Source organism: Bowdeniella nasicola, assembly GCF_001907295.1.
Taxonomy (GTDB): domain Bacteria; phylum Actinomycetota; class Actinomycetes; order Actinomycetales; family Actinomycetaceae; genus Bowdeniella; species Bowdeniella nasicola.
Genome location: NZ_MQVR01000036.1, coordinates 1 through 24949, shown reverse-complemented (window position 1 = coordinate 24949; position 24949 = coordinate 1). Strand labels below are relative to the sequence as shown.

Below are 24949 nucleotides of genomic sequence, written 5' to 3'. Positions count from 1 at the left end.
GCGGATTCCGCAACCTCGAGAACTACCGGCTACGAATGCTCCTCATCACTGGCGGCCTGGACGCATCAACCCACACTCAACTCTGAAGAGCCGGATTTGACCCGCACAAAGCAATGAACTCGCGCTAGTTTTACTTTAGATCCGCATAGCTAATGTCTATAGGTCGACGATAGGTGCATGATCGTGCGGATTCCGGACGCATGCGACAGCAGCGATGCCGACGGGAGATACTGTGCGAGTGACCACACCCGCCCCCACCGAGCCGATCGATCGCACCGGTCTGACGCTGGGCCTTACCGCGTACCTCAGCTGGGGGCTCTTCCCGCTGTACTTTGCGCTGCTCTCGTCGATCGGCACGTTCGAGATCGTCGCGCATCGTGCACTGTGGGGTCTCGTCTTTTGCCTCATCGCGCTGCCGCTGCTGGGCCGGTGGGATTCCTTCCGCGCCCTCATGCGCGACCGCAAAACCGCGGGCCTGCTCTCGCTCGCCGGCTATCTCGTCGCCGCGAACTGGACGGTCTACGTCTTCGGGGTGACGACGGGCCGCACGCTCGATGCGGCTCTCGGCTATTTCATCAACCCGATCGTCACCGTCTTGCTCGCGGTCCTCGTCTTGAAAGAACGCCTGCGCCCGCTGCAGTGGGCGGCGATCATCTTCGGTGCGCTCGCCGTCGCGGTACTCGTCATCGCCTACGGCGAGGTGCCCTATATCGCGCTCGGCCTGGCCGCGAGCTTCGGCCTGTACTCGCTGGTGAAAAAGCAGGTCGGCCCGAAGGCGGGCCCACTGCCGGGCATGGCCGTCGAGACCGCCGCTATCCTGCCCGTCGCGGCCGGCTACCTCATCGTCCTCGCGTGGACTGGGGCCATCACCGCATCGATCGCCGAGCCCGTCACGCTCGCCCTGCTGATCGGCTCCGGGCCGCTGACCGCGATCGTCCTCATGATCTTCGCGGGCGCCGCGAGCCGGCTCCCCCTCGCCGCGCTTGGACTCCTGCAATACCTCGCACCCGCGATGCAGATGGCGATCGGCGTCCTCGTTTTTTCCGAGCCGCTCCCGCCAGAGCGGCTCGCCGGATTCGTCCTCGTCTGGATCGCGATCGCCTTGCTCATCGTCGATTCCCTGCGCTCTGCCCGACGCCGGCCCCAGCCGCGCGCGCACCCGAGCAGCTAGTTATCCACAGGACGCCGCCTGCCCCTAGCGCGATCGCTGCCGCCGCGGTTCACTGAAGATCCCCACTCGGATCGAAAGGAGGCACGGCGATGGCAGCGACCCCCGGTGACGACGCCCAGGCGGCCGCGGCGCCCGACGCACCGCAGCCACGTGAGCTCACTGCGCTATCGCCAGCCGAAGTCGAACGACTCCATGACCTCGCCGAGCGGGCAAGCGCCGCAGGGTTCGTCGCGAAGAAGCGCGACGACGCCATCGCTGTGCTCCGTAGCCTCGAGCGCGCCACCACGCACCTGGGGGTCGCGACGACGAACCTCGTCGCCCACGTCGATACCTCCCGACGCGGCCAGCGCGGCAGCACCACCTCGCAGATCATCACCGAAACCCGCCGGATTTCGACGAAACTCGCGGACCGCGCAGTCAAACGCGTACGCCGTCCCGCCCGCTACCCCGAGGTCCTGTCCGCCCTCGCGGCCGGCGCGATCTCCGAGCCGAACGCAGACACGATTTGTCTCACCGCCGACGAGATCTGGCCGTTCCTCACCGAAGAACAGCAGGGCCCGATCCTCGAGCAGCTCATCGAGGAAGGCCGCGGTTTTATCCCATCGGCGGTCAAAGGGCGCTGCCGCGAGATCAAGGACAGCATCGACCTGCAAGGCGCCCGCATCCGCGCCGAGCAGGACGAAAGGCTCAAGGAACTCTCCCACCGCAAGCGCTTCCTCGTCTTCGACGGCGATCCCGTGCGCGGCTATGACATCCGCGGCCACCTGCCCGGCATCTATGCCGAGGTCGTCCGCCGGGCGCTCGCCCGCGAATCGAACATCATCTTGCGGATGAAACCCGCAAGCGCGAACCGGTGCCCGGCGAGGCGACGCGCGAACTCGATGCGCTCGTGCGCCTCGCCCGCAAGTCGGAAAAGCAGCCGCCCCCGGACGACGGGCCATCAGGTCCCGACGGTTCCGGCCCCGGCCGCTCCGGCCCCGGAAACTCAGGCCCCGGCGGCTCTGACCCGCATGGCAATGACCCGCACCCGGGCTACCGCGACGCGAGCGCGCCCGACCTGTTCGCGGCCGCCGATGACACGTTCACCGCCGACGGCCACGATTCGCCGCGGCACCCCGTCGACGATAATGGACAGCGTGAACACCCCTCCGCCACCCCCGCGGCAGCCCGCCCCAATATCGTCGTGTTCTGCGTCGACCAAATGCGCTTCGATGCCATGGGAGCCGCCGGAAACGACGACATCGACACCCCCGACCTCGATGACCTCGCCCGCGAGGGCTACCACTTCACGCGTGCCTACTCGGCGACCCCGACGTGCATCCCCGGCGCGCGTCGCGATGCTCACCGGCAAATCCCCGCGCCTGCACGGGTGCTACGGCTACCGCGAGGGCATCGACTTTCCCGCGGCCTACCCGGTGACGCTACCGTCGACGCTGCGCGATGCGGGCTATCAGACGTTCGGCGTCGGCAAGACGCACGTCTACCCCGAGCGCGCCCGCTGCGGCCTCGACGATGCGCTCCTGCACGACGGGTTCCTCCACGCCGCACGCCGTCCTCATGGCGGCGCGTCTCCCGTCGTTAACGATTATGTCGAATTCCTGCGGCGCGAAACCGGCAATCCGCGCGCCGACTATCACGACACCGCGCTCGGCTGTAACGCGATCACGGCGCGGCCCTTCGACCGCGACGAACGCCTGCATCCGACGCGCTGCGTGGCCGACGAGTCGCTGCGCTTCCTTGAGCGGCGCGACCCGACGTGGCCGTTCTTCCTCTACCTGTCCTTCCACCGGCCGCATGCGCCGCTCGATCCGCCGGCCTGGCTGTGGGATAAGTACCACGGCCGGTCCTTCGCGCCGCGCCCCGTCGGGGCCTGGGTCGCAGATTTTGCCGAGCATCGCGTCGACGATGCCTCCGAGTCGCAGTTCGGCTCGCATAAGGATTCGACGCATCAGACGGCGAAGGCGGCCTATTACGGCTCGATCGAGTTCATCGACCTGCAGCTGAACCGCCTGCGTGCGGCGCTCATCGACCACCAGCTTGCGGACAACACCGTCATCCTGTTCGTCTCCGACCACGGCGACATGATGGGCGACCACGACATGTACCGAAAGTCCGTCGCCTACGAGGGCTCGGCGCATATCCCGCTGCTCGCCTACGTCCCGCCGCGGCTGCGCGAGGGCTGGGGGCAAGCCTGGCCGCATCGACGCGCTCGCGGAGCTACGCGACCTCATGCCCACGGTGCTGGGCGTGACCGTCGTCGACGTGCCCGACGGGGTCGACGGCGATGCGCTCGTGGCGGGCCGGCAGGTCCAGACGGAGGCCAGCTGGGTGCGGCGTTACGTCGGTGCACGCTAGCGCCTAGCCCAGCGGCCGTGACCGTGCGCACGTGCTCGGCCAGCTCCGGCGGCAGGTCGACGCCGACGATCGACGCCGTAAACCTCTGCAGCACCTGATGCGGCACATCGAGCGCATACGTCGTTTTGCTGACAGACTCCGCGCTCGCCGCGCTCAGCGTCCGGTTTTCGGCGACGCTCGCACGCATCTGGTGCATGCCGTCGCGCAGCGCGATCTGGAAGCGGGTGCGCGCCGGGTTTTCGGCGAGCGAGTTCAGCGTCGCCACCATCGTCGTGAGCGCCGAGGAGACGATCGGCTGCATCTGGATCCACAGCCGCAGCGGCTCCGCAAGCATCGCCGTTTGCGGGCCGTGCGCCGCGAACGCCTGCAGCATCTGTTCGCTCACCGCCCCCTCGGTCAGGTCGCGCGAGATATTGGCGGCGAGGCTGCGGATCTTGTCGGCGAGCTCTAACAGCTCTTCGGCGGCGTCCATCCACGTGTCGAGCTCGCTCATGTTGTCGCGCGTCAGACCGAGTGCATGGCCGAGTACGCCGGGCTCGTGCTCGCGGCGCGGCAGGCCCTCGACGTGCGCCTCGCGCGTCATGACCGCCGCGGGCAGCGCCTGCCACATGAACGGCGCATAGCTATCAAAGCCCGCAGCAGCGAGCTGCTCGAGCAGGACGTCGACGCCGGCCGCGGCCACCTCGCGGCGGTTCATGCCGTCGTCGGCGAAGCCCTCTTCGGCCCGACGCACGGCGCGATAGATCCCGATCGCCGCGGTTATGCCATTCGGTTAACAAGCAGCACCGCGAACTCGGCCAGTGCTCGCTTCACGGGGGAATCGGGCAGGTCGTCGAGCTCCCGCACCGCATCATCGGCCCAGGAGCGCGCGAGATCGCGTGCCTCGTCGACGACGGAATGGGCCCGCAGCCGCGCGACGACGGCTTCGAGGGCCGCATCGGAGGTGAGGTCGGAGTCCAGTGCCGCGAGGATCTCCTCGCCGTCCGCATCGAGGCTGCCAGCGGCCTTGCGCTGCTTGAGCAGCAGGATCGGCATCGTGTCGACGCCCTCGCGCAGGTCCGTGCCGGGCGTCTTGCCGGTGGTGTCCGAATCGGAGGCGAGGTCGATGACGTCGTCGGCGAGCTGGAAGGCTACGCCCACCTTCTCGCCGTAGCGCTCCAGGACCTCGATCTGCTCTTCCGGGGCGCCGGCGAACATCGCGCCGTAGCGCGCCGAGGTCGCGATGAGCGATCCCGTCTTGTCCGCGAGCACGTCGATATAGTGCGCGACGGCGTCCGCGCCCTCGTCAGGCCCGAGGGTCTCGTGCAGCTGGCCGAGGCACAGCCGCTCGAAGGTGTCTGCGTGGATCCGCACCGCGTCAGCGCCGAGGCCGGCAACGATCTGCGACGCACGCGCGAACAGCAGGTCGCCGGTGAGGATCGCGGCCGTATTGCCCCACACCTCGTGGGCGGCTGGGGCTCCGCGTCGCAGCGCCGCCGAGTCCATGACGTCGTCGTGGTAGAGCGTCGCCAGGTGCGTCAGTTCGACGCCGACGGCGGCCTTTTCGACCTCTTCGTTGACGCCATCGCCCAGGCGAGCGGCCAGCAGCACGAGCAGCGGACGCATCCGCTTGCCGCCGGCCTTCGCCAGGTGCGAGGTTTGCGCATCAATGGCTCGCTCCTCATGCGAGGTGGCGTCGCGGAGCCGCGCCTCGACCGATTCCAGGTCGGGCGCTAATGCGTCGAAGCTCAGATCATCGGTCACGGCAGTAGCAGGCTCGCATGGTTGGCCATGTTCAGCGCCGGGCCGGGCACGATGCCAAGGACGAAGGTCGCGGCGGCGCACAGCGCGATCGCGATCGACGTCGGGCCCTCGGTGTCGACGGCCACGGTGCGCTCATCCTTCGCATCCGTCAGGTACATCAGGACGATGAGACGGACGTAGAAGAACGCGGTCGCGGCCGAGGCGATGACGGCGATCACGACGGCCCAGGCGAGGCCACCGCTGACGGCCGCCGAGAAGACGACGAACTTACCGATGAACCCGCTCGTGAGCGGAATGCCGGCAAACGACAGCAGGAAGATCACCATCGCGGCGGCGAGCAGCGGGTGCCGCTTGCCAAGGCCCGCCCACTGCTCGAGGCTCGTCGCCTCGGAGGTGATGTTGCCATCGGAGTCCACCTCGCGCACGAGCGAGACGATGCCGAAGGCACCGACGGTCGCCAGGCCGTAGGCGAGGAGGTAGAACAGCGTGCCGCCGAGGGCCTGCTGCGTCAGCGAGACGACGCCGAGGAGCAGGAAGCCCACGTGCGCGATCGAGGAGTAGGCGAGCATGCGCTTGATGTCGTTTTGGACGATACCGAGGACGGTACCGATGAGCATCGTGAGCACGGCCGCGCCGAGCATGGGGCCGTTGAGGTCCCACTGCATCTGGTAGGCGATGGTGTACCAAAAGCGCAGCAGCGCGGCGAAGGCGGCGAGCTTCGTGGAGGCGGCCATGAAGCCGGTGATCGGCGTCGGCGCGCCCTGGTAGACGTCAGGGGTCCACGTGTGGAACGGGGCCGCACCGACCTTGAACAGCAGGCCGACGAGGATCAGCACGCAGCCGGCGAGCAGGAGCGTGTCCTTGCCCGCGACGAGCACGACCGCCTCGGCGATCTCGGCGAAGCGGAACGAGCCGGAGAAACCGTAGACGAGCGCGATGCCGAACAGCATGAACGCCGAGGAGAAGGCGCCGAGCAGGAAGTACTTCAGCGAGGCTTCCTGGCTTAGCAAGCGGCGACGACGCGCGAGGCCACACAGGATGTACAGCGGCAGCGACAACACTTCCAGCGCGATGAACAGCGTCACCATGTCGGCCGTCGCCGGGAAGACTAGCATGCCGCCAAGGGAGAACAGCATGAGCGGGAAGACCTCGGTCTGCGCGAAGCCCGCGCGCGTGTAGTCCTCTTCTTCGACGCTGCCGGGGCGCGTCGCGCCGGAGGCGGCGAAGGCACCATCTCCGAGGCTCGTGCGATCGGCGATCATCAGGAGCGCGAACAGCGTGACGACGAGCAGAATGCCCTGCGCGCCGAGCGAGAAGGGATCTTCCTGCAGGGAGCCGTTCAGCACCGACGTCGAGCCGAAGTGCGCGGCGATCGTCCAGCGCCACACGACGGCGACGAGCGCCACGGCGACCGCGAACAGCGCGATCACGCACTGGATGGTGCGGCGCGGCCCCCGCGGGACGAAGGCTTCGACGAGCACGCCAATGACGGCAGCGCCGAACACGATGAGAATCGGGGTGAGAGCTCCCCAAGCAATGGCGGGGGCGGCAAACTGACTCACTTCGCGCTCCTATCGAAGAGCTGGGCAGAAATCGTCGCGTCCGTCTGGATCGTGTACTCGTCGGCCACCGGAGCGACCGCGTTGATCACGAGCGAGGGCACGACACCGAGGATCACCATGGCGGCGATGAGCGGGGCCATGACGGTCTTTTCGTTGCCGTCCAGGTCGGCGCGCGAGACGAGCGCGTCTTCCTGGCGCGGCCCGGTAAAGACGCGCTGGTAGGGCAGCAACACGTACAGCGCGGCGATGATGACGCCGAGCACCGCGAAGCTCGCGGCCCACACGTTCGCGCCGAAGGAGCCCATAAGGACCATGTACTCGGGCACGAACCCGGAAAGGCCAGGCAGGGCGATCGACGCGAGGCCGGTCACGAGGAACAGGCCCGCAAGGACCGGCGTCGTGCGCTGCATGCCGCGGTAGGCGGGGATCTCGACGGTGCCGCCGCGTCGGCCAAGGAAGTCGACGATGAAGAACATGCCGGCCGTCGTGATGCCGTGCGCGACCATGTAGACCATCGACCCGGTCATCGCGACCGCAGAACCGATGAAGATACCCATGACGATGAACCCGAAGTGCGAGACGGACGTGTAGGACACGAGTCGCAGCAGGTCGCGTTCGGCGACCGCCATGAGGCCGCCCCAAATGATGGAGATGACCGCGAGGATGACGATGACGGGCGCGGCCTTAGCGCTGGCGTTCGGGAACAGCGGCAGGCAGAGCATGATCATGCCGAAGGTGCCGACCTTATCGAGGATGCCGACGAGCAGCACCGAGGTGCCGGCGGGCGCCTGTTCGGCGGTGTCGGGCAGCCACGTGTGGACGGGAACCATCGGCGCCTTGATTGCGAAGGCGATGAAGAAGGATAAGAAGATCGCCATCTCGACGCCCGCGGGCATCGGGACGCCAGCGAGCGTATCGATGAGGAAGCCCTGTCGCCCGCCCGGTCCGTAGCCGTAGATCGCGATGATGCCGACGAGCATGATGAGGCCACCAGCGAGCGAATACAGCAGGAACTTGATCGCTGCCGCGCGGCGCTTGGCGCCGCCGAAGCGTCCCACGAGGAAGTAGACGGGGATGAGCATCGCTTCGAAGACGACGTAGAACAAGAACACGTCGCGGGCGGCGAAGATCGCCACCATGAAGGCTTCGAGTAGCAAGATGAGCGCAACGTAGCCGGCTTCGCTCCCCCGCTCTTCCCCGTCGACGGCCACGGTGGGCCGGTAGGCGAGGATGGCGAGCGGCACGAGGGCCACGGCGAGCAGGATCATCACGAGTGCAAGACCGTTGACGCCGAGCGCCCAAGACACGCCGAGCTGCGGGATCCACGGGTAGAGCTCGGTCAGCTGCACGCTGGCCGCGTTCGCGAAGCCGAAGCTCGCGGCGGCGACGATGGCGATGAGGATCTCGACGATCGAGACGCCCAGGGCCACCATCTTCGCTGTCTTATCTGGGACGCGCACGAGCGCGAGGCCGAGGGCGGCGAGCGCGGGCAGCGCGATCAGAACCGTTAACCAGGGGAAGGATTCCATCTAGTTTTCTCCTTTTCCTTTCCCGGTCAGATCCGTGAAGCCAGCACGACGACGAGCGCCACAATGACGCCGAGCACCGTGATGGCCGCGTAGGAGCGGACATAGCCGTTGTGGAGTTTGCCGATCCAGCGGCCGAGCGAGCCGGTGCCGCGGGCAGCACCCATGACGGCGCCGTCGATCGCGAGCTGGTCGGCTTCGGCCACTCCTCGGGTCAGCATCTGGGACGGGGCCATGAACACAGCCTGGTTGATGGCGTCCTGGTGCAGGTCCGCCCGGGCGGCGCGCACGAGTGCGTTCGACTCCGGCGGCGTGGTCGCGACCTGGCCGCGGACGAAGAACACGTAGGCGAGGGCCACCCCGATGATGACGACACCGAGCGTCGCCCCCACGATGACGGGGATCGGCAGGACGGGGTCGTGGTGGGCGACATCGCCAGTGACGGGTGCGAGCCAGGCGGTGAAGTCCCACACGTAGGTGAGCGCAAGGCCGAGTCCGATCGAGAAGACCGAGAGCACGATCATCGGGACCGTCATGAGCGCCGGGGATTCATGCGGATGCATGTCCTCGCCGGTGCGCGTCTTGGCCCAGCGCTTCTCGCCATGGAAGACCATGAAGAACAGGCGCGACATGTAGAACGCGGTGATGCCGGCACCCAAGAGGGCGACGAGGCCGAAGATCCAGGGCTGGATCCCGTCGCCGACGAACGCCGCTTCGATGATCTTGTCCTTGGAGAAGAAGCCCGCGAACGGGGGGACGCCGAGGATGGCGAGCCAGCCGATGGCGAACGTAATCCACGTGATCTTCATGTAGGGCGCGAGTCCGCCGAAACGACGCATGTCGACCTGGTCGTCCATGCCGTGCATGACGGAGCCGGCACCGAGGAACATCTGCGCCTTGAAGAAGCCGTGCGTCAGCAGGTGGAAGATCGCGAACGCGGCACCGATCGGGCCAAGCCCGGCGGCGAGCATCATGTAGCCGATCTGGCTCATGGTGGAGGCCGCAAGCACCTTCTTCATGTCGTCCTTGGCACAGCCGACGATCGCACCGAACAGGAGGGTGATCGCGCCGATGATGGCGACGAGCAGCTGGGCCGTCGGGGCGCCTGCGTAGATCGCGCCGGAGCGGATGACGAGGTAGACACCGGCGGTGACCATCGTCGCGGCGTGGATGAGGGCGGAGACCGGCGTCGGGCCAGCCATCGCGTCCCCGAGCCAGGCCTGTAGCGGGAACTGCGCGGACTTACCGCATGCGCCGACGAGCAGCAGGATGCCGATGACCGTCAGCCACGTGCTGGAGGCGGAGCCCGCGGCGTCGAAGGCGCCGGCGTAGTTCACGGTGCCGAGGGCGGCGAACATCGCTCCCATGGCGAGCAGCAGGCCGGCGTCGCCGACGCGGTTCATGACGAAGGCCTTCTTCGCGGCGGTCGCGTACTCGGGGACCTGGTTCCAGAAGCCGATGAGCAGGTAGGACGCGAGGCCGACGCCTTCCCAGCCGACGAACAGCAGGAGGTAGGAATCGGCGAGCACGAGCGTGAGCATCGCGGCGATGAACAGGTTGAGGTAGGCGAAGAACCGGCGGCGGTCCGGGTCGTGCTCCATGTAGGCCACGGCGTAGACGTGGATGAGGGAGCCGACGAACGTCACGAGCATGACGAACGTGAGCGAGAGCGGGTCGAGCAGCAGCCCGATCGATCCCCCGTCGGCCAGGCTCGGCATCCAGTCATACAGCGGCAGCACGATGGAGCGCGCATCGGCGTCGAGGCCGAAGAGCTGGAACAAGATGAGTGCGCCGATGATGAAGGATGCCCAGGAGGCGGCGACGCCGAGCCAGTGGCCCCACTTATCGGAGGCGCGTCCGGCCAGCATGAGCGCGATGAAGCTCACCAGCGGGATGGCGATGAGCAGCCATGCCAGCGATGCCGGGCCGGTGGCCTCGGTGGCGCCGATGGGCGCGGCGGCGAGTGGTAACTGAGAGGCGAACAGTGACATGGGGCGCTCCTCAGTGCTTCAGCAGGGAGACATCGTCGACCGATGCGGACCTGCGGGTTCTAAAGATGGACACGATGATGGCCAACCCGATGACGACTTCGGCGGCGGCGACGACCATGACGAAGAACGCCATGACCTGGCCGTCGAGTCCGCCGTGCATGCGAGAGAAGGCAACGAGCGCCAGGTTCGTCGCGTTGAGCATGAGCTCGACGCCCATGAACGCGATGATGGCGTTACGCCGTACGAGGACGGTGATAGCGCCGATCGAGAAGAGGATTCCCGACAGCACGAGGTAGTTCATGATGCTCACTTGGCACCCTCCTCATCCGTCATCGCGGCGGGCAGTTCGGGCTTGGGCGCACCGGGCATGTTGGCGAGGCCCGACTGCGGGACAGTGTCGCCGGCGTGCGCCGCGGGATCGAGCGCGAATTCGCCGATCTCGCGCTGCTGGCCGCGCACGCGCAGGACCTTCGGGACCGACGCGTTGATGGGCGAGCCATCCGCGGCGAGCGCGGGCACGTCGGCCGCGTTGTGGCGGGCGTAGACGCCCGGCATCGGCAGCTGGGCGATGCGGCCATCGCCGCGGGCCCAGGCACGCATCTTGGCGTCGGCGACGTCGCGCTGGGTGATGGCGCGGTGCAGCCGGTCGCGGTGCGTGAGCGTGAGGGCGCCGAGGGCGGCAGTAATGAGCAGCGCGCCGGTGAGCTCCATCGCGAAGACATGCTTGCCGAAGATGACCTCGGCGACGCCGACAGGGTTCGTCTGCGCGTTTGCGGCTTCGAGCCCGGCGGGCTCACCGAAGGTGGCCCAGCCGATCGCGCCCGACAGGACGATGATCAGCCCGAGGGCCGCGACGGCGGAGACCCAGCGCTGGTTCTTGATCGTCTCGATGAGGGAGTCGGAGGAGTCGACGCCGACGAGCATAAGGACGAAAAGGAACAGCATCATGATCGCGCCGGTGTAGACGACGACCTGGGCGATCCCGAGGAAGGGCGCCTCCAGGGCGGTGTACATGAACGCGAGGCACACCATGACGAAGACGACGGACACGGCCGCGTAGACGGCTTTCTTAGCGAAGATCAGGCCGAGCGCGAAGAAGACCATGAGCGGCGCCATGATCCAAAACAGGACGGTCTCGCCGGTGCCGATGACGGGCTCACCGGCCGCTAGCGGCAGCATCATGGGATTCATTTCTGCTCCTTGTCGACGGCCGAGACGTTCGCGAGGGTGGGATCGTCGGGGCGGTTCGCCCGCACCCAGTCGATCTGCTCTTGCGTCGGGCCGGTTACCTCACCGCGGTAGTAGCTGGTGTCGGTCGTGTCGGCCACCATCGGGTGGGGAGCTGCGAGCATGCCGGCCTCGAGCGGGGCGAGCAGATCCTGCTTTTCGTAGATCAGGCCCTCGCGGGTCGGTCCGGCGAGCTCGTACTCGTTGGTCATCGTGAGCGCGCGGGTGGGGCACGCCTCGATGCACAAGCCGCAGAAGATGCAGCGCAGGTAGTTGATCTGGTAGACGCGGCCGTAGCGTTCGCCGGGCGAGTACTGGCCGTCGGTGGAGTTGGAGCCAGCCTCGACGAGGATCGCGTCGGCGGGGCAGGACCACGCGCACAGTTCGCAGCCGATGCACTTTTCCAGGCCATCGTCGTACCGGTTGAGTTGGTGACGGCCGTGATAGCGCGGCTGGGTCGGGACCTTTTCGAACGGGTACTGTTCGGTCACGACCGGCTTGAACATCGACGTGATGGTCACGCCGAATCCTGCGATCGGGGCGAAGAACTTTCCGAGGGCACCCTTCTCGTCAGGGGCGAACCTCATGGGTTCGTGGCGGGTCACCTCCCCGCGGTTTTCGGAACGGTCCATGTCCTTAGACATCAGCTTCCTCCTCGACCACGGCGGCTTCAGCTTGCCGGCGGCGGGCCCGCGGCGAGTCTGGCAGTTTTTGACCCGGCAGCGGCGGCACGGGGAAGCCACCAGCGAAGGCGTCGAATGGCTCGTCGGCATCGGTGACGACGCCGTCGGTCAGTTCGTAGCCGTCCTCGGTGAGGGCTTCCGGCTTCTTCTTTTCTGGAATGAGTAGCAGGACCACCATGACGATGGCGAAGACGCCGCCGATCGCCATGAGCAGCGTGGTCAGGGGCAGGTCGGTGAAGCAGCGCACGCCCTGAACGACGGCGACCATGACAACCCACGCGAGCGCGACGGGGATGAGGACCTTCCAGCCGAGCTTCATGAACTGGTCGTAGCGGAAACGCACGAGCGTACCGCGCAGCCAGATCATGAAGAACATGACCATCCAGACCTTGATGATGAACCAGAGCATCGGCCACCATCCGGTGTTCAGCATGCCGTCGCCGATGGCCGACAGCGGCCACGGGGCGCGCCAGCCGCCCAGGAACAGGGTGACGGCGACGCCGGAGACGTTGAACATGTTGATGTATTCGGCGAGGAAGAACCACGCGAATTTCATCGACGAGTATTCGACCATGTGGCCTGCGACGAGCTCGCCTTCGGCTTCGGGCAGGTCGAACGGCAGGCGGTTGACTTCGCCGACCATCGAGATGAGGTAGACGATGAACGCCGGGATGAGCGCGAGCGCCCACCACAGTTGCGACTGGGCGTGCACGATCTGGGATGTCGACATCGACCCGGACACGAGGAACACGGAGACGAGCGACAGGCCCATCGCGAGTTCATAGGAGATGACCTGCGCGGAGGAACGGACGGCGCCCAGCAGCGGGTAGGTCGAGTTCGACGACCAGCCGCCAAGGACAATGCCGTACACGCCGAACGCGGTGACCGCGAGGATGAACAGCACGGCGACCGGGATATCGGTCAGCTGCAGCGGCGTCGTCACCCCGAAGACGTTAGCTTCGGGGCCGAACGGGATCACGGCATAGACCATGAACGCCGTGAACGCCGCGATGAAGGGGGCGAGCAAGTACAGGATCTTGTCCGCGCCCTTGAGCATGAAGTCTTCTTTCAAGACCAGCTTGAGGGCGTCACCGATGGCCTGGAACAGGCCGAAGGGGCCGTGGACGTTCGGGCCCGGGCGGGTCTGCATCCGGCCGAGGCCGCGACGCTCGACCCACAGCGCCATCAGGACGGACAGCAGCAGGAAGACGAGGATGAAGACGGCCTTGATGAGGGCGATCCACCACGGGTCGTTGCTGATGTCCGCGACCGGATGCGCGTTGAAGGGGAGCGCGAGCGTTACACCGCTCATGAGAGAGCCTCCTTAGCTTCCAAGGTCACGATGTCGCCGGCTCCGGCGCCCAGGTCTGTGTAGACCGAGCAGCCAGCGGAGTTCTGCGGCAGCCACACGACGTGATGGGGCATGTCGGTGACGGCGACGGGCAGCGTGACGGAGCCCGCCGGGCCGCTGACCGTGATGAGGTCGTCGTTACGAACGCCGAGTTCGGCGGCGAATTCTGCGGCGATGCGGACAACGGCGCGCTGCGCGGTGCCGGCCAGGTGGCCTTCGCAATCTTGCATGCGGCCCGCGTCGAGCATCATCTTCCACGTCGCGAGGGCCGCCTCGTTGCCGGAGGCATGCGGGACGTCGGTCGCTGACACGCGCGCGAAATCGGGCTTGGCGCCGGACCAGTCGAGCAGCTCGGTCAGTTCGCTGTGGACATCGCCGAGGGTGGCGACGCCGAGGTCGATGCCGAATTCCTTGGCGAGGTCGAAAAGGACCTCGCGGTCGGAGGTGAGGTAGGACGGGCGCACCTGGCCGAACGGGCGGTAGCGGCCTTCCCAGTTGAGGAAGGTTCCAGCCTTATCGACGGGCGGCGCGACCGGCAAGATGACCTGCGAGGCCGGCGTGATCGCCGAGCGGCGAACTTCCAGCTGGACGACGAACGCCTGGTGCAGTGCGCGTTCAGCGAGGACCGGGTCCGGCATATCGACGAGGTCGATGCCGCCGACGACGGCTGCGGGCAGTTCGCCCGTCGCGAGGTCGAGCAGGATCTGCGTGAGGTCGCGGCCCTGGGCGGACGGGACCTCGCTCGCGCCCCAGACGCTTGCGACGTCGACGCGGGCTTCCGCATCGGCGGCGCCGCGGCCCGCGGGCAGCAGGTTCGGCAGCAGGCCGGCCAGCAGCGCGGCACGCTCCCCGGCGCGGCGCGGGATCCAGGTGAGGCGGGCGCCGGTGCGCTCGGCGAGGGCGACGACCTCGCTCAGCAGGCCGGGCACCTGCGCGGCGCGCTCGCCCACGGCGATGATGGCGCCGTCGGCGGACAGCCGTCCCGCAAGAGCGTTGAGGTTCTCGTGCTGGCTACCGTCGCGGATCGCGGCGAGTACCTCGGTCTCGGTGCCGGGAGCGGCGGAGACGAGGTCGGCGCCGAGCTTCTTGGAGCCGCGTGTGAGGTAGGGGGCGAGCGTTGAGACGTGGACGCGACCGGCGAGGACGCCCTTGCGCAGGCGCAAAAAGACGTTGCCGGCTTCTTCTTCGCTCTCGAACGCGACGAGGAAGACCTCGGGCGCGTATTCGAGGTCGCGGAAGGTCACGCCGAGCCCAGCGCCCGCGACGTGCGCGGCGAGGAAGGAGGCTTCCTCCGCGCTGTGGGCGCGCGAGCGGTAGTCGACGTCGTTCGTCTTCAGCACGAGGCGCGTGAATTTGGACCACGCGTAGGCGTCTTCGACGGTGAGGCGGCCACCGGGCAGGGCGGCCACTCCCCCACGCTCCATGGCCGACTTCAGTCCGTCGGCGGCCACGGCGAGGGCTTCGGACCAGGAGGTGGCGACGAGCTCGCCGGTCTCCTCGTCGCGGACCATCGGCTGGGTGAGCCGGTCCGGCGCATCCTGCCACGGGAACGCGAAGCGGTCCTTGTCGGTGATCCACTCTTCGTTGACCTCGGGGTCGTTGCCCGACAGGCGACGCATGACGTTGCCGTGGCGGGTGTCGACGCGGATCGCGGCGCCGGAGGAGTCGTGTTCGGCGACGGATTCGGTCGAGATGAGGTCGAACGGGCGGGAGCGGAACCGGTAGGTCGCGCTTGTCAGGGCGCCGACGGGGCAGATCTGGATCGTGTTGCCCGAGAAGTAGGACGCGAACGTGCGGCCCGATTCGTCGCGCTCGGCGGCACCGACGGGACCGGCAGCCAGGCCTGCGGTCAGGCCCGGCGTGCCGCCCGGACCGGACAGGTCGGGGGCGATGACGAACGGGTCGGTGTCGGCGGTGTCGGCGAAGTCGAGGATGTCCTCGTCGAAGGTGCCGATCTGCGAACCGTGCAGGCCGTGGACCTCCATCGAGGGGCTGCCGCCGCCGCGGCCCTGCAGCGCGATGAACGGGTCACCGGCGATCTGGGCGGAGAAGCGGGTGCAGCGCTGGCACAGGATGCAGCGGTCGCGGTCGAGGAGCACCTCGGTCGAGACGCGGATCGGCTTCGGGAACGTGCGCTTGATGTCGATGAAGCGGCTCGTCGCGCGGCCGTTGCTCATCGCCTGGTTCTGCAGGGGGCATTCGCCCCCCTTATCGCACACGGGGCAGTCCAGCGGGTGGTTGATCAGGAGGAACTCCATGATGCCGTGCTGGGCCTTGTCAGCGACCTCGGAGGTGTGTTGCGTCTTGACCTCCATGCCGGGCGTGATCTCCATGGTGCAGGAGGCCTGGGGCTTCGGCATGGGGCGGACGTTGCCTTCGCGGTCGGGCATGGCGACGTCGACGAGGCACTGGCGGCACGCGCCCGCGGGCTTGAGCAGCGGATGGTCGCAAAAGCGCGGGATGTGGATGCCGGCCTTCTCGGCGGCACGAATGATGAGCGTGCCCTTAGGCACCTCGACGGTCACGCCGTCGATGGTGGCAGTGATCAGCTCGACGGCTTCACTGCCCGGTTTCGGTGTCGTCGTCGTCATCGCAGGCCTGCCTCACTAAAGACGGCGGTTTTCTCGTAGGGGAACAGTTCGCGCGCGGGCGTCGTGAGCCCCGCTTCGAACTCCTCGCGGAAGTACTTGATGCCCGACTGGATCGGGGACGCGGAGGCGTCGCCGAGCGCGCAGAAGGAGCGGCCGAGGATATTGCCGGCGATCTCGTCGAGCAGCTCGACGTCACCGGGCTGTCCCTTGCCGGCCTCCAGGCGCAGCATGATCTGGCGCATCCAGAACGTGCCTTCGCGGCACGGCGTGCACTTGCCGCAGGATTCGTGCTGGTAGAACTCCGTCCAGCCACGCACGACGCGCACGACGGAGGTCGTCTCGTCGAAGACCTGCAGGGCGCGCGTGCCGAGCATGGAGCCCGCGGCGCCGACGGCCTCGTAGTCGAGCGGCACGTCGAGGTGCTCTTCGGTGAAGATCGGCGTCGAGGATCCGCCCGGAGTCCAGAACTTCAGGCGGTGGCCATCGCGCATGCCGCCACACATCTCGATGAGTTCACGCATCGTGATGCCAAACGGTGCCTCGAACTGGCCCGGGTTCTTGACGTGGCCGGAGACGGAGAAGATGCCGTGGCCGGCGCTCTTTTCGGTGCCCATGGCCTTGAACCAGTCGTTGCCGTGGTTGATGATGCCCGGAACGGAGGCGATGGACTCGACGTTGTTGACGACGGTCGGGCGGGCGTACAGGCCCGCAACCGCCGGGAACGGGGGCTTCAGGCGCGGCTGGCCGCGCAGGCCCTCGAGGGAGTCGAGCAGCGCGGTTTCCTCACCGCAGATGTAGGCGCCCGCACCGGCGTGGACGGTGACCTCGAGGTTGTAATCGCCGCGGGGGCCGAGGCCCTCGCCGAGTAGGCCGGCTTCCTTCGCCTCGCGCACGGCCGCGAGCAGGCGGCGGTAGACGTGGACGACCTCGCCGCGCAGGTAGATGAACGCGTGCGTGCAGCCGATGGCGTAGGAGGTGATCGCGACGCCCTCGATGAGGACGTGCGGGTCGGCCATCATGAGCGGGATGTCCTTGCACGTGCCAGGCTCGGACTCGTCGGCGTTGACGACGAGGTAGCGCGGTCCGCCGTCGGGCGGGGGCAGGAAGGACCACTTCAGGCCGGTCGGGAAGCCGGCGCCGCCGCGACCGCGTAGGCCGGAGTCCTTGATCTGGGCGACGACGTCCTCGGGGCTCATCGACAGGGCCTTGTCCCAGGCCTGGTAGCCGCCGTTGTCGCGGTAGCTGGACAGGGTGTAGGGCGCGTCCTTATCCCACCGGTCGGTCAACACCGGGGTGAGGGTGCCTGGCGTGGTGAGGCTCATTTGGCGTCTCCTTCACGGCCGTCGTGGTCAGCGCTGGATCCGTATTCTCCGACGTTCTCGGTGCCGGCCTGCGGATCGGCGGCGCCGGATTCGTCTTCGCGCGGGGCGGTCCAGTCGCGTTCGCGGGCGAGCTTAAGCCCGAGCAGGCTCGCTTCACCGGCGGCGACGCCCTCTGCGGCGCGGCCGTCTTCGAAGCCCGCGAGCACGCGCGAGATCTCCTTGAAAGTGCCGACGGTTTCGGGGCCGCGGGTGGGGCGCACCGGCTTGCCGTCGCGGATGTCGTTGACGATTCTCATCGCGGAGGCCGGCGTCTGGTTGTCGAAAAACTCCCAGTTGACCATGACGACGGGGGCGTAATCGCACGCCGCGTTGCATTCGAGGGCTTCGAGCGTGATCTTGCCGTCTTCGGTGGTCTCGGTGTGGCCGACGCCGAGTTCTTCGCTCAGCGTTTCGTAGATGATGTCGCCACCCAGGACCGCACACAGCGCGTTGGTGCACACGCCGACGTTGTATTCGCCGTTCGGGCGGCGGCGGTACTGCGAGTAGAACGTCGCGACGGCGCTCACCTCAGCGCGGGTGATACCGAGGACCTCGGCGCACATGGCGACGCCGCGCGGGGAGACGTAGCCGTCGTAGGACTGGATGAGGTGCAGCATCGGGCCCAGCGCACTGCGGGCCTGCGGGTAGCGCGCCACGATCTGCTCGCATTCGGCGCGCAGGTTCGCGTAGACCTCTTCGGGGTAGTTCGAATCAGTCACCGGTCAACTCCTCCCAGCACCGGGTCGAGGGATGCCATGGTGACGACGATGTCAGCGACCATACCGCCTTCGACCATCATGGCGGATGATTGCAGGTTGGCGTAGCTGGGGTCGCGGAAGTGCACCCGGTAGGGCCGGTTGCCGCCATCGGAGACGGCGTGCACGCCCATGACGCCCTTCGCGTGTTCGGTCAGGGAGTAGGCCTGGCCGGCGGGGACGCGGAAGCCTTCGGTCACGATCTTGAAGTGGTGGATGAGCGATTCCATCGATTCGCTCATGATCTGCTTGATGTGCGACAGGGAGTTGCCCTGGCCATCGGAGCCGATCGACAGCTGGGCGGGCCAGGCGATCTTCTTGTCGGCGACCATGATGGGCTCGCCCTCGGAGGCTTCGAGGCGATCGAGGCACTGCATGACGATCCGCAGCGACTGGTAGCACTCGTCGAAGCGCACCATCGTCCGGTTGTACGGATCGGAGTAGGTGCGGGTCGGGACGTCGAACTCGTAGGTCTCGTAGCCGCAGTAGGGCTGGAGTTTACGCATATCGAGCGGCAGGCCGGCGGCGCGCAGGCACGGTCCGGTCAGCGAGAGCGCGAGCGCGCCCGCGATCGAGATGTAGCCGACCTTTTGCATACGCAGCTTGAAGATCGGGTTCGCGGCGAGCAGGTCGTGCAGCTCGCCGATGTCGCGGCGGACCTTGGGCAGCAGTTCGCGGATGTATTCCGTCGTGCCCGGGGGCAGGTCCTGGGCGACGCCACCGGGCCGGAAGTACGCGTGGTTCATGCGCAGGCCCGTGATACGTTCGAAGATCCGCAGGATTTCCTCGCGGCCGCGGAAGCCGATCGTCATGACCGTCGTGCCGCCCATTTCGTTACCGCCGGTGCCGATGGCGACGAGGTGGGAGGCGATCCGGTTGAGTTCCGACATCATGACGCGGATGACCTGGGCGCGCTCGGGGATCTCGTCGGTGATCCCTAAAAGTTTTTCGACCGCGAGGACGTAGCCGAGCTCGTTGTGCAGCGGCGCGACGTAGTCCATGCGGGTACAGAAGGTCACGCCCTGCGTCCAGGTGCGGAACTCCATGTTCTTTTCGATACCGGTATGCAGGTAGCCGGTGCCGACACGGATTTCCTTGACGGTCTCGCCCTCGATGTCGAGGATGAGGCGCAACACGCCGTGCGTGGAGGGGTGGACCGGGCCCATGTTGACGACGATGCGCTCTTCGCCGACGCGCTCGGCTTCGGCTGCGATGTCGTCCCAGTCGCCGCCGGAGGCGGTGTATTCGGAGAGGGTAGCGTCCTCGGATGCGGGACGGGTGGCGTGCACGCTCATGAGTTGTACGACCTCCGAGTATCTGCCGGCGGGACGGTGGCGCCCTTGTATTCCACGGGGATGCCGCCGAGGGGGTAGTCCTTACGCTGCGGGTGTCCGACCCAGTCGTCGGGCATGTGGGAGCGCGACAGCGCGGGGTGGCCGTCGAAGACGATGCCGAAGAAGTCCCAGGTTTCGCGTTCCTGCCAGTCGTTGCCGGGGTAGATATCGACGATCGACGGGATGTGCGGATCGGCGTCGGGGCACGTGACCTCGAGGCGGATGAGGCGGCCGCCGTGCGTGATCGATAGCAGGTGGTAGACGGCGTGCAGCTCGCGGCCTTCTTCGTGCGGGTAGTGCACGCCGGAGACGCCGAGGCACAGCTCGAAGCGCAGGTCCTGGTCATCGCGCAGGTGGCGGGCGACGCGGCCGATGTGCGAGCGCTCGATGTAGAGCGTCAGTTCGCCGCGGTCGACGACGACAGTCTCGATGACATCGTCGGGGTTCACGCCGTCGGTGACGAGCAGTTCGCGCAGGACCTCGATGGCTTCGTCGAACCAGGAGCCGTAGGGCGGGGTGGAGGCGCCGGGCATCCGGACCTCGCGCACGAGGCCACCGAAGCCGGTGGTGTCGCCGGAGCCAGAGACACCGAACATGCCGGTGCGCTTATCGACGATGGGCAGCTGGCGCCGGGCCGATTCCGGGCCCGAGGCGATCTGACCGTCGGTCGCGGGGTTGTCACTGGTGGTCATGTCGTCGCTCACGCGTACTCTCCCTTCAGCTCATGCATCGGGGTGGCGCGCAGGGCAGCGGCCTCGGCGGCGCGGGCGGCGGCCTCCCGGTTCACACCGAGCGGGGTGTTCTTGATCTGCTCGTGCAGTTCCAAAATGGCGTGCAGGAGCATCTCGGGGCGTGGTGGGCAGCCGGGCAGATAAATGTCGACGGGCACGACGTGGTCACAGCCCTGGACGATCGCGTAGTTGTTGAACATGCCGCCCGAGGAGGCACACACACCCATCGAGATCACCCATTTGGGTTCGGGCATCGAGTCGTAGACGTTACGGATGATGGGGGCCATCTTGTGGGACAGGCGCCCGGAGACAATCATGAGGTCGGCGTGGCGCGGGGAGGCGCGGAAGACTTCCATGCCGAAGCGGGAGATGTCGTAGCGCGGGGTACCCGTCGCCATCATCTCGATCGCGCAGCAGGCCAGGCCCATCGTGACGGGCCAGACGGACGATTTACGCGCCAGCCCGACGATCTTCTCCACGCTTGTCAGCATGAAGCCGGCTGGGGCTTTTTCTTCAATACCCATGCTTTACCTCAGTCCCATTCCAGTCCGCCGCGACGCCATTCGTAGATGAACGGCACCGTGATCAAGAAAATAAACGTGAGCATGGCGCCCAGGCCGAAGAGGCCGAGCTGGTCGAAGGCGACCGCCCACGGGTAGAGAAACACCACTTCGATGTCGAAGATGATGAAGGTCATCGCGATCAAGTAGTACTTGATCTGGAAGCGGCCAGCGTCGGCCGCGCGGGGCGTCGGCGACACGCCACATTCGTAGTTCGCCACCTTGACCCGGTTGTATTTCTTCGGGCCGATCACGGCAGAGGCGGCCAGGCCGCCGAGGGCCATCGCGGCGGCGACAGCCATCATCACCAGGATAGGGACGTATGGGTTCATGGTGTCTCTCTTATCCGATCACGACGCGGGAACGATGCGGGCCAGGGTGGCAATCAAGCGATCCATGCTATCGCCACCTCGATGTTCGTACCCGTCCGATAACAGTTTATGGACGAATCGCATGAGCGTGGGGCGGGGTAGGCCGTACTTCGTGCACAATCGCATCACATCGGGGTTTTCGATGAGCTTGACGAAGACCTTTCCGAGGGAGAAGTACCCGCCGTGTTCTGCGGCCATGGCGGCCGGGTAGGCGCGCAGGGCCTTTTCATGACCATACGCGCTCGTGCGCGCGAGGGCCTGGGTAATGACGTCGGCCGCGATCCGGCCGGCCTTCAGGGCGTAGGTGATGCCTTCGCCGTTGAACGGCGAGACCATGCCGCCGGCGTCGCCGACGAGGATGAGGCCCTGGTGGTAGTGGGGTTTGCGGTTGTAGGCCATCGGCAGCGCGGCGCTCTTGAGCGGGCCGAGCTGGTTTTCTTCCGTGAACTCCCACGATTCGGGGGCATTTTTCATCCAGGCGCGGAAGATCTCGCGGTAGTCGAGCTTGGTGGCCTTCGCGGTCGAGGAGACGGAGCCGAGGCCGACGTTGGCGGTGCCGTCGCCGAGCGCGAAGATCCAGCCGTAGCCGGGCAGGAGGTTGGAGGCCTCGCGCGGGCCGTCCCACAGCTCGAGCTGGGATTCCATCCACTCATCGTTATGCCGCGGCGTCTTGAAGTAGGTGCGCACAGCGACACCCATGGGGCGGTCGTCGCGCTTTTCGATCCCCATGCGGGTCGCGATGCGAGCGGCCACTCCCCCGGCGTCGACGACGATCGGGGCGCGGTATTCGCGTTCTTCGCCGCGTGACCCGTCGGGGTTCTTCGTGCGCACCTTCACGCCGACGATACGGCCAGAGCGCAGCTGGATGGGTTCGGTGACCGTCGTGTTTTCGATGAGGGTCGCGCCGGAGGCCTGGGCGTGGCGGATGAGGGCTTCGTCGAGGCCGGTGCGAGCCTTGGCCATGCCGTAGTTCGGGTACGTCGTCGTCTCGGGCCACGGCAGGTGGATGGTGTGCCCGCCGCCGACGACGCGCAGTCCCTTGTTGCGCATCCAACCGTCGGCCGGGTCCATCGGCATGCCCATGAGGAGGAGTTCGCGCACGGCGCCCGGGGTCAGGCCATCGCCACAGACTTTGTCGCGGGGGAATTCGGCTTTTTCTAGGACGAGGACGCGGTGGCCGAGCTGGGCCAAATAGTGTGCGGTAGAGCTGCCGGCGGGCCCGGCTCCGACAACGATGACATCAGCATCGCCCGAGGTTTTCCACTCCACTGCTTCAGCTCCCAATCGACACGGTGCGCCTGGATGGGCTCAACGCACACGTGGCTTAAAGTCTACAAACCACCCATCAAATCCTCTTGCTAGGCAACCCTAAGTGACCGGCAGCACTTTATGCGCGCGATGGAGCGCCACAATGCCGCCGGAGAGGTTGCGCCACTTCACTCCGCGCCACCCCGCGTCGTGCATGATGCGAGCGAGGTCACGTTGGGCCGGCCAATCGAGGATGGACTCCATGAGATAGGCGTAGGCCGGGGTGTTGGAGGAAAAGGCGCGCGCGACCGCGGGCATGACCGTGCCGAGATAGAAGGAGTAGGCCTCGCGCAGCGGCACGAACGTCGGGGTGGAGAATTCGCAAATGACGATTCGCCCGCCGGGCTTGGTCACGCGGTACAGCTCGGATAGGGCGACGTCGGTCTTTGCCACGTTGCGCAGCCCGAAGGAGATCGTCACGGCGTCGAACGTATCCGAGGCGAACGGCAGGGCCATGGCATCTCCGGCGATGAACGGGATATCGGGGCGACGGTTCTTCCCGACGGCGAGCATGCCCTGGGAAAAATCGCAGGCGACGACGTCGATGCCGCGGTCGGCCCACTCCTCCGTCGACGTGCCGGTGCCTGCGGCGAGGTCGAGGACCGTGTCGCCGGGGCGCGCGCCGACGGCGGTGCGGGTCGCGACGCGCCAGATCCGGTCTTGGAACACGGAGAGCAAATCGTTGGTGATGTCGTAGCGGGAGGCGACATCATCGAACATCGCGGCGACATCGGTGGGGTTCTTATCGAGTTCGGCACGGGTCATGGGTAAATCGTCTCACGGCGCCCGCCCCACCACGTTCCGGATTACGGCACGCTACTGTTGCATAAACGCAGAATAGGTTAGCCTTACCTGGGTCAACCAAGCGAAGGAATATTATGCCGCAGCTGCCCGAGTGCACGGACACCACCCTCCCGCTGTCACAACGCGCGACATCGATGGCACACCGCATGCTTGCCGGTTCGGGGGTCCCTGCGCTGGTCGCGTACCGGTTGCCTGGACAGCCTGCCTTGAGCTCCTTCGCTCACGGCTTGACCGCCGACGGCGACCTAGTCGTCGCGACATTTGCTGCGGGCACCGCCGGACCCGATCCAATCATCGCCACCGCCGGCCCCCTCGAGGTCCGGATGGACATCACGAAGTACGCGCCCGAGACCGACGTGTCGATCATCTCCGCGAGCATGCATTTTCTTGCTGAGTTGCGCTGGCTTTCGCACGAGGATGTGTCACAGCTTCGCCATGAGGGCGCACTTCCGGGGACGATCGATGAGATCGCGCAGCTTGCCGGTGCCCGGATCGGCATCGTGTACGCCGAGTCCTACCTACTTCGCTCAGGTGAGGGCGTGACGTCGCTCGACGCAGCCGAACTCGCCGCGTTCGCTCAGGGCCCTCACGCCTACAGCTACGTCGACGATTACGGGTTCCAACTCGCCGCCCAGCTGCCCGAGATCGACCGGATGCTCCTGTACTCGGGTGTCACCCATGACTACCTTCCCGGCGCGGTGCTATCGCGGATGACCGGCATCGGCGGCTGCGAGCACATCGAAGCCCGCGTCTTCATTGTCGATCTCGATATCACCGGTCTCACGCTCATGCGGGTGAGCGGCGAGGTGTCAACCGTCGTGTTCGCCCCGTTCAACGATCTCGCTGTAACGAGCGAGGAGCTCGATGCCGCCATCGCAGGGCTGCTTAAGCGCTCCCCCGCTTTCGTGCATATGCCAACGCGGGACGCGGCCGATAATTCGACCACGCCCCGCGCGAATGACTAGGAGTTACTCGACTTCGTAGCTGGCGCACTGTGCGGTGTCGCCGACCATGTCGACGGCGTCGATCGCGCACATGAGATCGGTGTTGTGCTTGCACTCCAGGCGCTGGCAGGCGCCGACCTGGCCGTCAGCGACGGGGAGCCCGCCACGGGCGTCGAGAGTGATGAGCGTGGCGCAGGTGGCGGAGCCAGATTCGCCACCGACGGTAATGGCCGGCGCGGTGCAGCCATTGTTATTGAAAGCGCAGGATGTCGCCGCACACGCGGAGACCTTGGTAAGAGTAGCCATGATGTGCCCCTTTTCGAACGGCTTGTCTATTGGACATTACCCATCATAATGCCCATAATCACGGGATTTCTAGCAAGTCGAACCTAACTAGAATAAAAAAACATTAGCATTTTTTAAACACCAAAAGAGCATAAATCTCTATTGAGGGAATAGGACTTGGATTCTTGCGGTAAGGAAAGGTTTACCGGCTCTTCAGAGTTGAGTGTGGGCACGCCGATCGGGCAGGGGTGTTGGGGATAAGCATCGAGGTCCCTGATGATGAGTGGACTTTAACC

22 protein-coding genes and 2 pseudogenes are annotated in these 24949 nt (G+C 66.6%); 4 read left to right on the top strand and 20 right to left on the bottom strand.

What is annotated here, in order from left to right:
* The first annotated feature begins 238 nt into the window (after positions 1 to 238).
* Positions 239 to 1171, top strand: a complete 933-nt coding sequence (gene rarD / locus BSZ39_RS07210; RefSeq protein WP_222842892.1) for an EamA family transporter RarD — start codon at positions 239 to 241, stop codon at positions 1169 to 1171.
* Positions 1172 to 1335: 164 nt separating this feature from the next.
* Here rarD and BSZ39_RS15020 read toward each other — a convergent pair whose 3' ends face one another.
* Complete coding sequence (locus tag BSZ39_RS15020) at positions 1336 to 1935, bottom strand: hypothetical protein (RefSeq protein ID WP_073716692.1); 600 nt, start codon at positions 1933 to 1935, stop codon at positions 1336 to 1338.
* A 437-nt stretch (positions 1936 to 2372) separates the two neighbouring features.
* On the opposite strand from BSZ39_RS15020, the pseudogene BSZ39_RS15015 reads away from it, so the two are divergent.
* Positions 2373 to 2438 (top strand): annotated as a pseudogene (locus BSZ39_RS15015) (hypothetical protein); the annotation flags it as partial.
* Positions 2431 to 3336, top strand: a pseudogene (locus BSZ39_RS15010) (sulfatase-like hydrolase/transferase); the annotation flags it as partial. The pseudogenes BSZ39_RS15015 and BSZ39_RS15010, both read left to right, overlap by 8 nt.
* Positions 3337 to 3398: 62 nt before the next feature.
* Here BSZ39_RS15010 and BSZ39_RS15005 read toward each other — a convergent pair.
* The 18 genes from BSZ39_RS15005 to BSZ39_RS07110 form a co-directional block, all read right to left on the bottom strand.
* A complete protein-coding gene (locus tag BSZ39_RS15005; protein ID WP_425425676.1) occupies positions 3399 to 4259 on the bottom strand; it encodes a hypothetical protein in 861 nt (286 codons plus the stop codon).
* Positions 4260 to 4285: 26 nt separating this feature from the next.
* Entirely contained in the window at positions 4286 to 5269 is a 984-nt protein-coding gene (locus tag BSZ39_RS07190; protein WP_073716689.1) for a polyprenyl synthetase family protein, read from the bottom strand.
* Complete coding sequence (gene nuoN, locus BSZ39_RS07185; RefSeq protein ID WP_073716688.1) at positions 5266 to 6831, bottom strand: NADH-quinone oxidoreductase subunit NuoN; 1566 nt, start codon at positions 6829 to 6831, stop codon at positions 5266 to 5268. Before nuoN ends, BSZ39_RS07190 begins: the two co-directional genes overlap by 4 nt.
* Positions 6828 to 8360 carry an NADH-quinone oxidoreductase subunit M gene (locus BSZ39_RS07180; RefSeq protein WP_073716687.1) on the bottom strand — a complete coding sequence of 511 codons (1533 nt, stop codon included), beginning with the start codon at positions 8358 to 8360 and terminating at the stop codon, positions 6828 to 6830. Before BSZ39_RS07180 ends, nuoN begins: the two co-directional genes overlap by 4 nt.
* 26 nt (positions 8361 to 8386) lie before the next feature.
* Entirely contained in the window at positions 8387 to 10348 is a 1962-nt protein-coding gene (gene nuoL, locus BSZ39_RS07175) for an NADH-quinone oxidoreductase subunit L (RefSeq protein WP_073716686.1), read from the bottom strand.
* 10 nt (positions 10349 to 10358) lie between these two features.
* Entirely contained in the window at positions 10359 to 10649 is a 291-nt protein-coding gene (nuoK, locus tag BSZ39_RS07170; protein WP_425425677.1) for an NADH-quinone oxidoreductase subunit NuoK, read from the bottom strand.
* A 5-nt stretch (positions 10650 to 10654) separates the two neighbouring features.
* On the bottom strand, positions 10655 to 11539 hold the full coding sequence (locus BSZ39_RS07165) for an NADH-quinone oxidoreductase subunit J (protein ID WP_083603030.1): 885 nt from the start codon (positions 11537 to 11539) through the stop codon (positions 10655 to 10657).
* Entirely contained in the window at positions 11536 to 12162 is a 627-nt protein-coding gene (nuoI, locus tag BSZ39_RS07160) for an NADH-quinone oxidoreductase subunit NuoI (RefSeq protein WP_245792451.1), read from the bottom strand. The genes BSZ39_RS07165 and nuoI overlap by 4 nt, the downstream gene beginning before the upstream one ends.
* 49 nt (positions 12163 to 12211) lie before the next feature.
* On the bottom strand, positions 12212 to 13570 hold the full coding sequence (gene nuoH, locus BSZ39_RS07155; protein WP_073716683.1) for an NADH-quinone oxidoreductase subunit NuoH: 1359 nt from the start codon (positions 13568 to 13570) through the stop codon (positions 12212 to 12214).
* Positions 13567 to 16200 carry an NADH-quinone oxidoreductase subunit G gene (locus BSZ39_RS07150; protein ID WP_073716682.1) on the bottom strand — a complete coding sequence of 878 codons (2634 nt, stop codon included), beginning with the start codon at positions 16198 to 16200 and terminating at the stop codon, positions 13567 to 13569. The genes nuoH and BSZ39_RS07150 overlap by 4 nt, the downstream gene beginning before the upstream one ends.
* Positions 16197 to 17522 carry an NADH-quinone oxidoreductase subunit NuoF gene (gene nuoF / locus BSZ39_RS07145; protein ID WP_073716681.1) on the bottom strand — a complete coding sequence of 442 codons (1326 nt, stop codon included), beginning with the start codon at positions 17520 to 17522 and terminating at the stop codon, positions 16197 to 16199. The genes BSZ39_RS07150 and nuoF overlap by 4 nt, the downstream gene beginning before the upstream one ends.
* The gene (nuoE, locus tag BSZ39_RS07140) at positions 17519 to 18280 is read right to left on the bottom strand and encodes an NADH-quinone oxidoreductase subunit NuoE (protein ID WP_083603028.1); all 762 of its coding nucleotides are present in this window, start codon (positions 18278 to 18280) and stop codon (positions 17519 to 17521) included. Before nuoE ends, nuoF begins: the two co-directional genes overlap by 4 nt.
* Positions 18277 to 19611, bottom strand: coding sequence for an NADH-quinone oxidoreductase subunit D (locus BSZ39_RS07135; RefSeq protein ID WP_073716680.1), 1335 nt, complete (start codon positions 19609 to 19611; stop codon positions 18277 to 18279). Before BSZ39_RS07135 ends, nuoE begins: the two co-directional genes overlap by 4 nt.
* Entirely contained in the window at positions 19608 to 20354 is a 747-nt protein-coding gene (locus tag BSZ39_RS07130; protein ID WP_073716679.1) for an NADH-quinone oxidoreductase subunit C, read from the bottom strand. The genes BSZ39_RS07135 and BSZ39_RS07130 overlap by 4 nt, the downstream gene beginning before the upstream one ends.
* The gene (locus tag BSZ39_RS07125) at positions 20351 to 20905 is read right to left on the bottom strand and encodes an NADH-quinone oxidoreductase subunit B (protein WP_073716678.1); all 555 of its coding nucleotides are present in this window, start codon (positions 20903 to 20905) and stop codon (positions 20351 to 20353) included. The genes BSZ39_RS07130 and BSZ39_RS07125 overlap by 4 nt, the downstream gene beginning before the upstream one ends.
* 8 nt (positions 20906 to 20913) lie before the next feature.
* Entirely contained in the window at positions 20914 to 21273 is a 360-nt protein-coding gene (locus BSZ39_RS07120; RefSeq protein ID WP_073716677.1) for an NADH-quinone oxidoreductase subunit A, read from the bottom strand.
* An 18-nt stretch (positions 21274 to 21291) separates the two neighbouring features.
* Complete coding sequence (locus tag BSZ39_RS07115; protein ID WP_425425675.1) at positions 21292 to 22596, bottom strand: geranylgeranyl reductase family protein; 1305 nt, start codon at positions 22594 to 22596, stop codon at positions 21292 to 21294.
* Positions 22597 to 22680: 84 nt separating this feature from the next.
* A complete protein-coding gene (locus tag BSZ39_RS07110) occupies positions 22681 to 23385 on the bottom strand; it encodes a demethylmenaquinone methyltransferase (protein WP_073716675.1) in 705 nt (234 codons plus the stop codon).
* A gap of 266 nt (positions 23386 to 23651) precedes the next feature.
* Here BSZ39_RS07110 and BSZ39_RS07105 point away from each other — a divergent pair, with 266 nt between their 5' ends.
* A complete protein-coding gene (locus tag BSZ39_RS07105) occupies positions 23652 to 24389 on the top strand; it encodes a hypothetical protein (protein ID WP_143180419.1) in 738 nt (245 codons plus the stop codon).
* A gap of 3 nt (positions 24390 to 24392) precedes the next feature.
* Here BSZ39_RS07105 and BSZ39_RS07100 read toward each other — a convergent pair whose 3' ends face one another.
* Positions 24393 to 24674, bottom strand: coding sequence for a DUF1540 domain-containing protein (locus tag BSZ39_RS07100; protein ID WP_073716673.1), 282 nt, complete (start codon positions 24672 to 24674; stop codon positions 24393 to 24395).
* Between the last annotated feature and the right edge of the window lie 275 nt (positions 24675 to 24949).